General features: G+C 67.9%; 14 protein-coding genes. 6 read left to right on the top strand and 8 right to left on the bottom strand.

The window, feature by feature from the left end; all coding sequences use genetic code 11:
• Positions 1-22: 22 nt before the first annotated feature.
• Complete coding sequence (locus IBX18_RS28045) at positions 23-1,645, top strand: DUF885 family protein (RefSeq protein ID WP_194836459.1); 1,623 nt, start codon at positions 23-25, stop codon at positions 1,643-1,645.
• A 12-nt stretch (positions 1,646-1,657) separates the two neighbouring features.
• Here the strand turns inward: IBX18_RS28045 and IBX18_RS28040 are convergent, their stop codons facing one another.
• Positions 1,658-2,662 (bottom strand): YeiH family protein, encoded by a 1,005-nt coding sequence (locus IBX18_RS28040; RefSeq protein ID WP_194836458.1) that lies wholly within the window; start codon positions 2,660-2,662, stop codon positions 1,658-1,660.
• Between the two features lie 83 nt (positions 2,663-2,745).
• Positions 2,746-3,252, bottom strand: coding sequence for a DUF4240 domain-containing protein (locus tag IBX18_RS28035; RefSeq protein ID WP_306796448.1), 507 nt, complete (start codon positions 3,250-3,252; stop codon positions 2,746-2,748).
• A 126-nt stretch (positions 3,253-3,378) separates the two neighbouring features.
• Between IBX18_RS28035 and IBX18_RS28030 the strand changes: the two genes are divergently transcribed.
• Both IBX18_RS28030 and IBX18_RS28025 read left to right on the top strand, forming a co-directional pair.
• Entirely contained in the window at positions 3,379-4,308 is a 930-nt protein-coding gene (locus IBX18_RS28030) for a LysR substrate-binding domain-containing protein (RefSeq protein WP_194836456.1), read from the top strand.
• Positions 4,309-4,373: 65 nt separating this feature from the next.
• Complete coding sequence (locus tag IBX18_RS28025) at positions 4,374-4,853, top strand: Dps family protein (RefSeq protein ID WP_194836455.1); 480 nt, start codon at positions 4,374-4,376, stop codon at positions 4,851-4,853.
• A gap of 1 nt (position 4,854) precedes the next feature.
• Here the strand turns inward: IBX18_RS28025 and IBX18_RS28020 are convergent, their stop codons facing one another.
• The 3 genes from IBX18_RS28020 to IBX18_RS28010 all read right to left on the bottom strand — a co-directional run bounded on the left by IBX18_RS28020 (position 4,855) and on the right by IBX18_RS28010 (position 7,914).
• Positions 4,855-5,658, bottom strand: a complete 804-nt coding sequence (locus tag IBX18_RS28020; protein ID WP_228541812.1) for an SDR family oxidoreductase — start codon at positions 5,656-5,658, stop codon at positions 4,855-4,857.
• Positions 5,659-5,737: 79 nt separating this feature from the next.
• Positions 5,738-6,457, bottom strand: coding sequence for a MerR family transcriptional regulator (locus IBX18_RS28015; RefSeq protein ID WP_194836453.1), 720 nt, complete (start codon positions 6,455-6,457; stop codon positions 5,738-5,740).
• A gap of 32 nt (positions 6,458-6,489) precedes the next feature.
• Positions 6,490-7,914, bottom strand: a complete 1,425-nt coding sequence (locus IBX18_RS28010) for a serine hydrolase (RefSeq protein WP_194836452.1) — start codon at positions 7,912-7,914, stop codon at positions 6,490-6,492.
• A gap of 395 nt (positions 7,915-8,309) precedes the next feature.
• On the opposite strand from IBX18_RS28010, the gene IBX18_RS28005 reads away from it, so the two are divergent.
• The gene (locus tag IBX18_RS28005; protein WP_194836451.1) at positions 8,310-9,728 is read left to right on the top strand and encodes a three-helix bundle dimerization domain-containing protein; all 1,419 of its coding nucleotides are present in this window, start codon (positions 8,310-8,312) and stop codon (positions 9,726-9,728) included.
• 128 nt (positions 9,729-9,856) lie between these two features.
• On the top strand, positions 9,857-10,192 hold the full coding sequence (locus tag IBX18_RS28000; protein ID WP_194836450.1) for a hypothetical protein: 336 nt from the start codon (positions 9,857-9,859) through the stop codon (positions 10,190-10,192).
• Between the two features lie 150 nt (positions 10,193-10,342).
• On the opposite strand, the gene IBX18_RS27995 is transcribed toward IBX18_RS28000, so the two are convergent.
• From IBX18_RS27995 to IBX18_RS27985, 3 genes are all read right to left on the bottom strand, one after another.
• A complete protein-coding gene (locus tag IBX18_RS27995) occupies positions 10,343-10,966 on the bottom strand; it encodes a DUF305 domain-containing protein (protein WP_194836449.1) in 624 nt (207 codons plus the stop codon).
• An 84-nt stretch (positions 10,967-11,050) separates the two neighbouring features.
• On the bottom strand, positions 11,051-11,599 hold the full coding sequence (locus tag IBX18_RS27990; protein ID WP_194836448.1) for a DUF6153 family protein: 549 nt from the start codon (positions 11,597-11,599) through the stop codon (positions 11,051-11,053).
• Positions 11,600-11,657: 58 nt separating this feature from the next.
• Entirely contained in the window at positions 11,658-12,236 is a 579-nt protein-coding gene (locus IBX18_RS27985; protein WP_194836447.1) for a hypothetical protein, read from the bottom strand.
• 164 nt (positions 12,237-12,400) lie between these two features.
• Here IBX18_RS27985 and IBX18_RS27980 point away from each other — a divergent pair, with 164 nt between their 5' ends.
• Positions 12,401-13,006, top strand: a complete 606-nt coding sequence (locus IBX18_RS27980) for a hypothetical protein (RefSeq protein ID WP_194836446.1) — start codon at positions 12,401-12,403, stop codon at positions 13,004-13,006.
• The last annotated feature ends 108 nt before the right edge of the window (positions 13,007-13,114 follow it).

Here is a 13,114-nt window from a genome sequence, read left to right as displayed (position 1 = left end):
TCCCGAATTGTATTGTGCGGACATGGGTCTAGCGAAGCTTGCCGAAGAGTTCTGGAACTGGCGGTTGGCGACAGTGCCCGACTCCAGCGACGACTTGCCCCGGGTGGAACGGCCGGAGGGCTGGCTGCCCGACTGGTCGCCCGCGGCGATCGCAGAGCGCAGGACGGTCCTGGCCGAGCTGACCCGCAGGCACCGCGAGCTCGACCTGTCCGACGAGCCGGTGGCGGTGCAGGTGGACGGCAGGCTGCTCGGCTCGGCGCTGGCCAGGGTGCACTGGGAACTCGAACTGATCCGCGCCTGGGAGCGCAATCCCGGTTTCTATGTGCAGCAGAGCCTCGGCCCGATCTACGTGGAGCTGCTCGGGTCGTCGCCGTTCGACAACACGCGGGCGGCGAAGATCAGCGCGCTGCTGCGCCACGTTCCGCTGGTGCTCGAGCAGGCCAGAGAGAATCTCGCGGGCCGTGCGAGCGCGTCGTTCACGCGCAGCACGCTGCGCCTGCTCGACGAATCGGCAGGTTCGCTAGAAGCTGCGATGACGGCGCTCGTTCCGTTTCTGCCCGATGAGTACGCGGCCGAGTTGCCCGCCGCGACCCGGGTGGCCGCGGATGCCGTTGCGGCGTACCGGAGTTGGCTCACCGAACAGCTGCCCACCCTGGGTGAGGTGGCGCCTGTCGGACCGGAGGGACTGGCCTACTTCTTGCATCATGTTGCGCTGCTGCCCTATTCGGCGCAGCGGCTGCGCGAGATGGGCAGCCAGGAATGGCATCGGGCGGTCGCCCTCGAAACGCTGCTGCGCACCCGGCATCGGGACGCGCCCGCGCCGTCGCTGCCCGCCGATGCACACGAATGCGTCGAGCGTCAGGCCGCCGACGAGCGCGCGGTGCGGGAGTTCGCCGCTACCCGTGGTCTGCTCGGTCAGCCGGAGTGGTTGCGGCACTACCGGTTCGCGCCGCTGCCGCCGTACCTCGAGCCGCTGACCTGGCTCGGCGTCTCCGACGACCTGACCGGCCCGTCGCGGATGGACGAGGATGCCGTCCGATACATCCCGGCACCGCACCCGGACCTGCCGTACTTCGATCGGGCCGCCGCGTTCGACGCGCGCACCGCGATCGTGCACGAGGGCGTGCACGCCCAGCAGGTCGCGATCGGCTGGCACCACGACAATCCCGCTCGGCGCTACTTCTACGACTCGGCGCCCAACGAGGGCATCGCCTTCAATTACGAGGAGCTGATGCTGCACGCCGGCCTGTTCGACGACGCTCCGGCCAGCGCCATCTTCGTGGCCAGCGCCATGCGGCTGCGCGCTTTACGCGTCGAGGTCGACATCGAGCTCGCCCTCGGCCACCTCTCCATCGACGAGGCGACCGACCGGCTGGCGCTCGCCGTGCCGATGGACCGCGAGACCGCCTGGGACGAAGCCGTCTTCTTCGCGAGCAATCCCGGCCAGGCGCTGAGCTACCAGATCGGCAAACTACAGATCCAGGACCTGCTCAGCACGGCGGTGCGTGAACTCGGCGACAAATTCGACCTCCAGGAGTTCCACGACCGCCTCTGGCGCGAAGGGAACGTGCCACTGGCCTTGCAGCGGTGGGAATTTCTCGGCCTGCGCGACCATCTCGACGAGGTCGACCGGCTGGCCGGGTAGCTCAGGCGTTCGTCACCACCAGCCGGTGGCGAACTGCAGGGCGAGGCTGGACGCTCCGAGGAGCACGGCGAGGATGCCGCCGAACAGGAGGGGGCGCGATCCGGCGCTGCGGAGTTGTTGCCAGCTCAGTGAGGTGCCGATCGCGGCGAGGACCGCGGCGATCAGCCATGCACTGAAGTGTGCGAGTGGCGGGCCGAAGGAGTCCGGCACCACGCCGAGTCCGGCGATCACCGATGCGACGAGGAACAGGATGACGAAGAGCGGGAACGACTGTAGGAGGGTCGCTTTCGTGGACGACGCGGGCTCGCTGCGGTCCTTCGCGAGATGCAGTCCGACGCACATCGGGACAATCATCAGGCTGCGCACGAGTTTGACGATCACCGCGAAATGAGCGGCGGCGGGGCCGTAGATCACCCCGGCCGCCAGCACCGACGAGGTGTCGTTGATGGCGGTACCCGCCCACAGGCCGAAGGCCTCCTGAGACAATCCGAGCAGGCGTCCCAAGGGTGGATATGCCAGCACCGCAACGACATTGAAGACGAAGATGGTTCCGAGGGCGTAGGCGACACGATCCCGGTCGGGCTTGATCACCGCGGTGGCGGCGGCGATCGCCGAGGCGCCACAGATGGTGGTGCCGACCGCCACCAGGGTGGCCGATTCCCGGTCCAGGGCCAGCATTCTCCCGACGACCACCGCAGCGGCGGCACCCAGGATCAACGTCCCGATCAACACCACCGCCGTCTGCCTACCGACACTGAGCACCGATCCGACCGGCAGGCCGAGGCCCAGCAGCACAATGGCGGCACCGAGCAGGCGTTTCCGCGTCACGGCCAAGCCTGGATCGAAAGTTCCTGTGTCAGCGTCGGATCGGCGCAGGAAAACGCCCACCGCGGCACCGCAGGCCAAAGCGATCACCGGTGCGCCGGCGACCGGCAGCGCTTTACCGAGAAGGGTTGCCGCGGTGGCCAGTACGGCGGCGAGGAGCAGGCCGGGACAGAGGCGACGAACGTGCGTCATTCCTCAGACGATCGCGCTCCGCGAGCGTACGGGGTAGCGGTCGAATGGGGAGGACCCCATAAGCCAGCCGAATGGGCTCTGCGTCAGTTCCAACCGGCAGGGTTCGAAAAGGACTCCCGGGAAATACCGGACTCGGTTTTCGGGAAGGCGCCGAAGCGGTCGCTGTGCAGATGTGCGAAGAAGTAGCACATTTTCCCGCCGTCGGTGTCCCGTACCGCGACCGCCGGAGCGGCCAGCGCGGCGTCGTAGAACTCGCGGCCCATCGCGACAATGAAGCCCCGGCAGTAGAGGAAGCCGTCGTCCGAGCCGCCGGTGACCCCGTGGATATCGGCGCGGTCCAGGTCGTACAGCTTGCGTTCCAGCACTCGGTCGAGCGCGGTCAGCTCGTCGCTCGACAGTCCTTCGCTCAGCGTGCGGAGGTGGCCGAAGAAGTGCGGCACCTGCGCCTCGACGGCGGGCACGGCGTCGTCGTTTTCCCGGTGGATCAACGCTTTTCGCAGAACTGCCGGTTCGTCGCCGACCAACTCCCACGCCGATTCGATCAGGGTCCAGAAGCGGGCTTCGTCGGCCGCGGCGGGGATCTTGCTCACCCCCCGGACGCTACCAGGGGCGACTTCCGTTGCGGCGCCGGGCAACCCGCTCATAAGGTCGGATGATGGGGTAATTGCTACGACGGGGGGTGCCGTGGGCGTTGGGCAGGCACATAATCAATGGTTATGACGCTACCGCCGGGGACGCCCGATCTGGACGTACTCGATCTGCTTGTCTCCGTTGCGGAGCTGGGCAGCCTCGGTGCGGCCGCCCGGCGGCACAGTATCAGCCAGCCCGCGGCGAGCATGCGGATCAGTGCGCTGGAGCGGCGGTTGCGGCTGCGGTTGCTCGACCGCAGTCCGACCGGGTCGGCCTTGACCGATTCGGGGCGGTCGGTGGTCGCGCATGCGCGGTTGGTGCTGGAGGCGGCGCGGTCGTTCAGTGCCGGTGTGGCCGCGCTGCACGCCGCCGATGTGCCGCGCTTGCGGGTGGCCGCGTCGAAGACGATTGCCGATCATCGGATTCCACTGTGGCTCAATGCGTTACGGGCCAGCTGTCCGCAGGTGGCGGTCTCCTTGGAGGTGGACAACACTCGGCACGTCGAGGAGCTGATCCGGGACGGGGCGGCCGACATCGGTTTCGTGGAGGGCCCGCACCCGCCGCCCGGTCTCGGTAGCCGGGTGCTCGGGGCGGACGAGTTGGTGGTCGTGGTCGGGGCCGCGCATCCATGGGCGCACCGCAGGAAGCCGGTGACCTTGCGCGAGCTGGCGACCACGCCGCTGCTGTGGCGCGAGCCGGGGTCGGGCACGCGCGACACGGTCTGGGAGATTCTCGGGGCCGAGTGCCAACCGGCCCAGCCCGCCGCCGAGCTGGGGTCCGCAGTCGCGATCTCGGCTGCCGCCCGGGCTGCCGTGGCGCCCGCGGTGCTGAGCAGGCTGATCGCGGGTCCTGACCTGACCAGTGGCGCGCTCGTCGAGGTGCGGCTGGCCGGGCCGGTGGCGTTGAGCAGGAAGTTCCGGGCGATCTGGCGGCGCCAATCGCCGCCGTCGGGACCTGCGGGAATGCTGGCCGAGCATGCCGCGCGCCTGGAATCGGATGGCGCTCGTCACTGGTGACGTTTAGGACGCGGCGTGCGGGTAGGCCAGTCGGTGACACGGATCCGACAAGAAAGGCGTGAACGATGAGTCAACCCATCACCAGCACCCTCGATACGGAGCAGCAGAAGGTCGCGGGCGAGGCTCTGCGCGCTACCGTGATCGATCTGATCGACCTGTCGCTGATCGCCAAGCAGGCCCACTGGAACGTGATCGGCCGGAACTTCCGGTCGGTGCACCTGGCGCTGGACGAGCTGGTCACGGCGGCCAGGGACTTCACCGATGCCGCGGCCGAGCGGGCCACCGCCGTCGGCGTCAGCCCGGATGGGCGAGCGGCGACGGTCGCCAAGGAGAGCGGTGCGGTCGGCTTCCCCGACGGCTGGCAGCAGGACACCGACGTCATCGACGGGGTCGTCCGCAACCTCGCGGCAGTGATCCAGCGACTGCGCGAACGGATCGAAGCCACGGAGAAGGCCGACCCGGTCACGCAGGACCTGTTCATCGGCTTCTCGGCGCGGCTGGAGCAGCTGCACTGGATGTGGCAGGCGCAGGTGGCGACCGCCTGAGCTACCTCGACAGTCCGTGGGCGCGCGCGATGAGGCGCTCCATGACCGTGCGCGGCAGTAGCCTGCGCACCGCGAACATGACGGGGGCATTGCTGCCGACGGCGTAGAGCGGACGCGGTCGGCCGGCCTCGACGGCCTGCACGATCGTGTCGGCTACCCGTTCGGCGGTAATGCCTTTCCCCTGTGCCGCATCCAGTTTCGCGATGAACGCGGTGAAGTCGGCGGTGTGCGGCGAGCCCTCGTTCAGGTACTTCGTCCGGCGCTCCCGCAGGCCCGTATTGATCTGCCCCGGTTCGACGGTGCTGATCCACACCCCGAACGGTGACTCCTCGAACCGGGCGGCCACCGCGAAGCCCTTCAGCGCCGCCTTGGTCGCGCCGTAGGACGAGCGATACGGCATCGGGAAGCTGGCGATCATCGACCCCACCATGATCACCCGGCCATAGCCGCGCTCCCGCATACCGGGCAACACCGCCTGCGTGAGCGCGACCGGCCCCAGCACGTTCAGCCGGAACAGCCGCTCTACGGCCTCCGTTGGCAGTTCCGCCAGTGGTCCCGCCTGACTCTCCCCGGCATTGTTGACCAGCACGTCGATCTCCCCGAGCCCGGCAACGAAGGCGTCGATCGACCCGGCGTCGGTCAAATCGAGCGCCCGATACTCCACGCCCGCCACCCGAGCCTCGGCTCCGATGCCCTCCGGCTTCCGGCTGGTCCCGATCACCTGATACCCGCGCGCCACCAACGCCGCAGCCGTCGCCTTTCCGATTCCCGACGATGCACCGGTAACAACAGCAGTACGAGGCATAACCATCTCCTTAGGCAGCGACTCCAGCCGACCATAGCGCTTTGCGCCGCGATCTCCTGCCCGCGACGGCATGTATGCGTTAACCCCGCATCAGTTGGACTAGGCGGTCCCAAGCGGGGGAGGACGCTCTGGGCTGGGACTGGGCGACCAAGCGGGCAATCGCGGGATTCTGCACGGGCCGAGTCTCGGATCGACTGTGGTAGTTGGCGAACCAGGTGCGAGTACGTTCGGCCAGGGCGGGCAGGCGGGCGTCGTCCGGTGACCAGTGGAAGGCCTGGTCGTGTTCGAGGTAGAGGGCGCGGAACTCGGGAATGGCGAGGAGTTCGTGCTTTTCGTCGAGCCAGCAGGCAGCGTCCGCGGGGGAGGCGGTCTGCAGCAGGATCCAGCCGTCGCGCTCCAGCTGGATCTGGCGTTCGCTGGCGCCGATGTCGCGCAGTTCGTCGAGGAAGTCGGCGACCGCCGGGGCGACGAAAAGCCGGTCGCCGCCGCGCAACTGGGCGAGCTGGTCGCGGGTACGCCGCAGCTGCGTAATCCGATGTCGGACGTCGCGGTCGATCTCGGCAATGGCCGCCGCGAGCGCGGCCGGGTCGGCGTCGAGCAGGTCTTTGACGCGGGCCAGCGGCACGCCTGCCTCGGCCAAGGTTCTGATCTTGACAAGATCGATGGCGTCCTGGGCGGTGTAGCGCCGGTAGCCGGACGAGTCGCGGTCGGGTTCGGCGAGCAGGCCGCGCTCGTGATAGTGGCGGATGGCCTTGGTGGTCACTCCGGCGAAATCCGCGAGCCTGCCGATCGTGATCATGGCGGTCATCCTTCCAGTCGTCGTCGAACCCGTCAGGCGCGACGGGTCAGCCGGCCGCCCGCGTTGTGGAACCGCGCTTTGCCGTCGCGGATGTCGTGGTAGGAGACGAGTAGCAGGCGCAGGTAGCCGTCGAAGGTCTCCATCGGGTAGTCGGCCGGGGCGAACAGGCCGGGCCGGATCGGCACGTACCGCTGCGGCGGGGCGGCGGTGGTGCCGCCGGCGAACTCGGTGAAAATCCGGTCCTGCGACTCGTCCGCAGGCTCGTAGGTCATCCGCTCCTCGAGTTGGCCGTCCACGATGCTGACGTCGATGCGGAGCTGGTTGGAACGGTAGGTGCCGACATACGGGGTGAGGTCGATGTCCTGCTGAAATTCGGTTACCAGCGCAGGGATCTCGACGCCGAGGTGCTCGCGCAGCAGCCACTGCAGCAGTTGGTCCTGCAGCATGAGCGCATCCGAGCTGTTGCCGAACGCGGTGAAGACCAGGTCGTGTTCCGGCAGCACACACAGCAGGGACACGCCGCCGGGCGAGGCACCCGACATGGCGAGAACCGTGGTGTCGCCGAACGGGTACCGCACCCAGCCCATACCCATCGGTGGAACGTTCGGGGACGCCATATCGTGCGAAACCTGCTGCATCAGTGCGGTCGAATCCGTTGTGAGAACACGGGCACCCGTCGCGGGAGACACACCGCCCGCGAGATGAGTGCGCCCGAAGCTGAGCAGATCGCCAACGGTGCCGATCGGCGTGCCACCGGCCGGCCCCCAGGTGTCGGGCAGCGTGAACATGCGCGTGGGCTCGGCCGTCATCGTCTCGGGATTCAGGAAATGCCCCACCGCGGTGCTGCGCAGAATGGCCTGCTCGGCCGAGGTACTGGAGTTCCGCATGCCGACGGGCCCATAGATATCGCGCTCCAGCAGTTCGTGATACGGCAGCCCGGTCACCACTTCCAGCAGCCGGCCCGCGACGATCATGCCGCCATTGGAATAGCTGAGCTGCTCGCCTGCCTCGAACAAAATCCCGTTGTCCGCAAGGCCCGCAACATAACTCCGCAGCGCGTCACGCCCTTTGGCATCCGGAAAGTACAGGTCCGCATCAATGCCATTGGTGTGCGAAAGCAGATGCCGAACCAGAATCTTGTCCGCCGCACCCGGCACGGACAGCGCGAACTCGGGAAGGTACCGCACCACGGGCGCGTCGAGATCGACTTTCCCGAGCTCCACCTGCTGAAGGACGAGCGTAGTTGTCAGCACCTTGGTAACCGAACCGAAGAGAAACCCGGTATCCGCCGACATCGGTGCCCCCGTAGCAACATTCGCCGCACCATGCGCGACCACAACCTGCTCACCCGCCTGATAAACACCGGCAACAAACCCGGGCACATGGTTGGCCTCGCAGTAGGCCACAACCTGTTCGCGGACCTGAGCTTCGACAATCTGCAGTGCGTTGTTGTTCATGAAAGCAATCCTCAAACCTTCCCCCAGGGGCAAGGTCAAGCCCACCCGCGAACCACCCTCCGCGAGTACGCCCGCTATCTGATCGGCTGGCCGGTCTGTTCTTCGGGGGAAACGGGGGCGCAACGGGGGGTGGCTGGTTGGCGATGGTGTCTTGAATTCTGTGGGTGGGGTGGGTGGGGCTTGGGGTGTTGGTGGGTTTGGTGGTGGGCGAATGTCCAGGGCTTTGATCTGGGGGGATGGGTGGTGAGGTGGTGGTGGAGGTGGGAGAGAGGGGTGGTCAGGGGTGGTTTCGGGTGGGTTTCGGGGTGGGTGGGTTGGGGCTAGGGTTGGCCGGCGCGGTGGGGCTTCGGTGCTGTCGCGGGGATTGGTCGGTCGCCGGATGCCTAGGAGATTTTGTGGTTGTCGACACTGTTCGGGAGGAACAGGCGCTGCGTCAGGTGACGGAGCGGTTGGTCGAAAACTTCGGCGGCACTTACTCTGCGGAGTACATCGAGGGGGCGGTGGCGGCGGCGCGGCGGCGGTTCGCGGGGCATCCGGTGCGGACGTTCATTCCGATCCTGGTGGAGCGGTACGTTCGTCGGCAATTGGCGGCCACGGGGGAGGTGGCGGAGGCTGTCGTCGGGCCGGAGGCGGGGCGGACGCGCCAGCCGAAGCATCAGGCGGCCGGGGACGGTGGGCTGCCGGAAACGATTCAGGAAACCTGGTCCGCGAGTAGGCGTTTCGCTCCCGCAGCGGTCGCGGCCGTGATCGCGGCGTTGGTGGTGGTGACCGTGGTCGCGTTGGCGCTGGCGGTGCGCCAGCCCGGTGCCGCACCGAATACGGCGACGCCGGTGGCGCCGATCACGGTGGTGCGCGGCGTGGTCGGGTCGGAGAAGATGGCGTTCTTCCAGGACGCGAAGGTGGTCGACGCGCTGGCGCGCCACGGGGTGAAGGTGGAGGTCGAACCGGCGGGGTCACGGCAGATCGCGACGTCGATCGATCTCGAGAAGTACGACTTCGCGTTTCCGTCGAGCGAGCAGGCCGCGGAGCGAATCCAGCGGCAGCGCAACGTGACTGCGAAGTACATCCCGTTCTCGTCACCGATGGTGATCGCCACGTTCACGCCGATCGCCGAGCTGCTCGCGAAGGCGGGCGTGGTGCACCAGGGCGCGGTGTCGACCTTCGACATGGGTCCTTACCTGCGCATGGTCGGCAACAACACGCGGTGGGACCAACTCGACGACAACACCACGTATCCGGTGCGCAAGAACGTGCTGATCTCCACCACCGACCCGCGCAGCTCCAACTCCGCGGCCATGTACCTGGCGATCGCCGGCTACGTGGCGAACAACAACACCATCGTGCAGGGCTCGGACGCCGAGCAGAACATCCTGCCCACGGTGGCAAGGCTTTTCGTCGGCCAGGGCTACACCCAGAGCAGTAGCGAAGGCCCGTTCGACGCCTACCTCGCGACCGGCATCGGGCCGACGCCCATGGTGTGGATCTACGAGTCGCAGTACGTGGACGCCAGTGTGCGCGGGCAGATCAAGCCGGACATGACCATGCTGTACCCGTCGCCGACCATTCTGTCCCGGCACACCCTGGTGCCGTTCGGCGAGTCGGGCGACCGGCTCGGCCGCCTGCTGTCCACCGACCCGGGCCTGCAACGCCTCGCCGCCGAGCACGGCTTCCGCACCGGCGCGGCCGACCAGTTCGCCGAAGTGACGGCCGCGCACAACATCCCGGTGGCCAAGGACGTGCTCGATGTGATCACCACCCCCACCTACGACACCCTGGAACGGCTGCTCGACGGAGTCACCAAGTCCTACAACTGATCTGACCTGCCCGAAACACCATGCCGGACAGCGAGTGCCGGGCGCCCCGTTTCGGAGGAGAAGATCAGGGCATCCCTGTCGCATCAGATACCGGCCGACCAGCCGGTTTCGCGGCGTGAGGTAGCAGCATGACAGTGGATGGCCCGTACGAGATTCCCCCGCTCGACGACGCGGCGGACATCTCCCGGACGACGGCGCCGCAGCCGGGTGAGACATTGGCCGATACCCGGAACTGGGCCGGCTTCGGCATGTTGTTCATCGGCGTGCTGCTCGCCGTCGCCGCTGCCGTGGTGGCGCTGTGGGGCTTCGGTGCGGCAGCCCTGGTCGTCACGATCTTCGCCGTGGTGACGGTGCTCGCGGGCGTGGCACTGGTGGCTGTCGAGCAGGTACGTCGGCGCGCGCGCAACACCGCGGCGCCGGGGGAGGCGCCCGCCTGGCAGGCCGTCGTCCCGCCGGGCTCCTGAACCGCAGTCGGTCCATTCCCATTGCGCACGCGGCGATTCCGTCGAGTACACAGCCGAGTCCGAATATGACCTGCCCGTGCAGGCGGCGGTCGCGGTCGCGGGATCTACGGCCTATCGCACCGAGTTGCCCGGTGCGATAGGCCGATCGGATCAGGACTGGCCGAGCATGCCCCGCATCGTGTCGATTTCCGCGCGCTGGCTGTCGATGATGCTGCGGGCCAACGCCTTCGACTCGTCGTTCGTGCCCTGGGCGAGCTCGGTCTCGGCCATGGCGACCGCGCCGGTGTGGTGCTCGATCATCATGGTCAGCCACTGTCGGTCGAAGTCCGGGCCGGACGCGGCCTGCAGGGCGTTCATCTGATCGGGGTTCATCATGCCCGGCATGGTGTGGCCGCCGTGGCCGCTACCTGCGGTCGGGGCGGGCTTGCCGAAGCTTTGCAGCAGCGTGGTGATCTGCTGCATCTCCGGCGCCTGGGCCTGCTCCACCTTGGCGGCCAGCGCCAGCAACTCCTGGTTCTGGCTGTGGCTCGGCACCAACTTCGCCATGTCGACCGCCTGCGCGTGATGCGGGTACATCATCTGCAGGAAGGTGACGTCGGCGTCGTTGAAGTCGGTGCGGGCCGCCGGTGCGCTCGACGCGGCGGGCGCGCTGCTCGACGAGCTGTGCTGCATGCCGGACATGTCGTCGTTGTCGCTACAACCCGCGAGAACGAGGGCGGCGGCAGCGGTGCTCGCGGCGAGGACGGTGCTGATTCGGGTACGGCTGATGACCATGGTTGTGCTCCTTGGGAATTGCGCGTGACTGGGTTTCGGGCAGGGCAACGCCGACGACCGTCGAAAACGGTCGCCGCAGAGCTGTCAGATCCGCAGAATCGACAATTCGGCCAGGGTGAGCACGGTCCACGGCGGTGGCCGTTCCCGCCGTGGTCGCCGATGACGTAGCCGCGCAACATCGTTGCCCGGCCGGTCGAGAGCCATTCGATACAGCAGCACCAGTGCGAACAGCAGCGCGGCAGCGGCGAGGATGAACACGCAACCGTGCATCCCGCCGTGGCTGCCGCCGCATCCGTCGTCCGCGCAATCCATATCCGGCGCAGTGTGTTCGCCGAGGGATGCGGCGACCGGCTGGGCGACGGTCGGCATCGCGGTGAGATCGGTGGCTTGTTCGTGACCGTGGTCGACCGCGTCGTGCCGGTCGGCGAACACCACGGTCGCCATCGGCACCGCAGGCAGTTGGACGGTACGGCTCTCACTTGCCATCGAGTCATGGTCGAAGCCGGCCGCACCGGCGTGACTCGGCATCGCGAACACCACCGCATGCATGACGACGATCCCGGCGAGCAGCACCAGCACACCGAGCGCCCGGGCGAGCCCGGTGACGCGGAGTGCAGGATGCCGTTCGACCACGCGGCCAGTGTAATGACGGCGGCCCGGTAGATGGCAATACCCCCTGGCCGTACGGGTACTACTGGCTGGCGACGTCGATGACCAGCCGGGTCGGGTTGGTCAGCGTGGTAACCGCGAACCCGGGCCGGTCACCGTTGATGCCGATGAACGACTGGGTGGTGCCCTCGAACACGGTGGTGCGATAGACCCCCGCGATGCCGGGCGCGCTCGGTTCGGTCGCGGGATCGGGTCCCGCGTACGGCGTCTCGGCGCTGTCGAACGGGTACGCCGAGCCGAGGATCTGCACCTCGAGGATCGACTTGCCTGCTACCTCGATCGGCTTGCCGCTGCCGTCCTGCACGGCGCGGTCGGTGTACTGCACGATCCAGCCGGGGGTGCCCGTGCCGCCGAGGTCGTAGACCACCCGGTCGAAGCCGGGCTGGTGGCCGATCCGAATGCCGGTGACGGTCAGGCCCGCGTCGCCGGACGCCGTGCCCCGCTTGGGTGTGGTGTCGCGCGGGGCGGTCGGCGCTTCGGCCAGGGTGCCCGTGGTGGAGGTGCTCGGCGTAGTCGTGTTCGCGGTGGTTCCGGCGTCGTCGCCGCAGCCCGCGAGCAATGCCGTCACCGCGACGATGGTCAACACCATCCTGTTACGCATGGGGCTGATGGTAAACGCTGGACGGGGCGTCGCGCGGGATTTGCGGGTTTCTCGATGTTTGCCATCCGATGGTCCCGCGGGTGAACCGGTCGCGGGCCTGCCTCGTAGTTGTGGATGACCGGACGCGAATCGCGCGTCATCGATCGATCCGGAGGATCTGAAAAATGCTGTCGACCAAGCGCTTCCAGCGAGCCGCGCTGCCATTCGCCGCTGCCTCGGTGATTCTCGCTGGTTTGCTCAGTGCGTGCGGAAACGCCGACACGGCGAAGCCCGAGGCATCGGCGGCGCCGACCCCGGCGGTGTCGACCTCGGCCACGGCTGCGGCCGGTGCGCCGCAGAACCAGGCGCCGGCCAAGACGCAGGACTGGCTGAAGATCTACAGCGGAACGGCGCCGACCGGCACGAATGCCGTGCAACTCCGCCTCGCGGACAATAGCGCTGTCGGAGAGCACGTTACGGCCGCCGACCGCGCGCTGTACCGATTCGACAAGGACACCGCGCAGCCGCCCACCTCGACTTGCGCGGGCGATTGCGCCGCGAAATGGCCGCCGCTGATCGCGCAGCGCGGCCAGGCCGTGTACGCGGCGGGCGTCGACCCGCAACTCGTCGGCTTCATCGAACGTGCTGATGGCGCATGCCAAATCACCATCGCGGGGTGGCCGGTCTACTTCTTCGCCAAGGATGCGAAGCCGGGCGACCTGCTCGGCCAAGGCGTCGGTGGGGTCTGGCACGCGGTGACCGCGACGGGTGGCAAGGCGGGCGCCAACTGAGCCGGATCGGTTGGGACGCTGCGCCTTCCAGTCGATTGATCGGAGCACACGGGGTGCGCCGAAACCGGTTAGCCGGGGCCGATGTGACGTTGGGGCAACGATCTAGCA

The organism is Nocardia sp. XZ_19_369 (assembly GCF_015355715.1).
Lineage (GTDB): Bacteria > Actinomycetota > Actinomycetes > Mycobacteriales > Mycobacteriaceae > Nocardia.
This window is presented reverse-complemented; position numbering and strand designations above follow the sequence as displayed.

Coding starts and splice junctions, on each gene's coding strand:
- IBX18_RS28045 (WP_194836459.1), top strand. CDS start 23: ATGGGTCTAGCGAAGCTTGCCGAAGAGTTCTGGAACTGGCGGTTGGCG.
- IBX18_RS28040 (WP_194836458.1), bottom strand. CDS start 2,662: ATGACGCACGTTCGTCGCCTCTGTCCCGGCCTGCTCCTCGCCGCCGTA.
- IBX18_RS28030 (WP_194836456.1), top strand. CDS start 3,379: ATGACGCTACCGCCGGGGACGCCCGATCTGGACGTACTCGATCTGCTT.
- IBX18_RS28025 (WP_194836455.1), top strand. CDS start 4,374: ATGAGTCAACCCATCACCAGCACCCTCGATACGGAGCAGCAGAAGGTC.
- IBX18_RS28020 (WP_228541812.1), bottom strand. CDS start 5,658: ATGCCTCGTACTGCTGTTGTTACCGGTGCATCGTCGGGAATCGGAAAG.
- IBX18_RS28015 (WP_194836453.1), bottom strand. CDS start 6,457: ATGATCACGATCGGCAGGCTCGCGGATTTCGCCGGAGTGACCACCAAG.
- IBX18_RS28010 (WP_194836452.1), bottom strand. CDS start 7,914: ATGAACAACAACGCACTGCAGATTGTCGAAGCTCAGGTCCGCGAACAG.
- IBX18_RS28000 (WP_194836450.1), top strand. CDS start 9,857: ATGACAGTGGATGGCCCGTACGAGATTCCCCCGCTCGACGACGCGGCG.
- IBX18_RS27995 (WP_194836449.1), bottom strand. CDS start 10,966: ATGGTCATCAGCCGTACCCGAATCAGCACCGTCCTCGCCGCGAGCACC.
- IBX18_RS27985 (WP_194836447.1), bottom strand. CDS start 12,236: ATGCGTAACAGGATGGTGTTGACCATCGTCGCGGTGACGGCATTGCTC.
- IBX18_RS27980 (WP_194836446.1), top strand. CDS start 12,401: ATGCTGTCGACCAAGCGCTTCCAGCGAGCCGCGCTGCCATTCGCCGCT.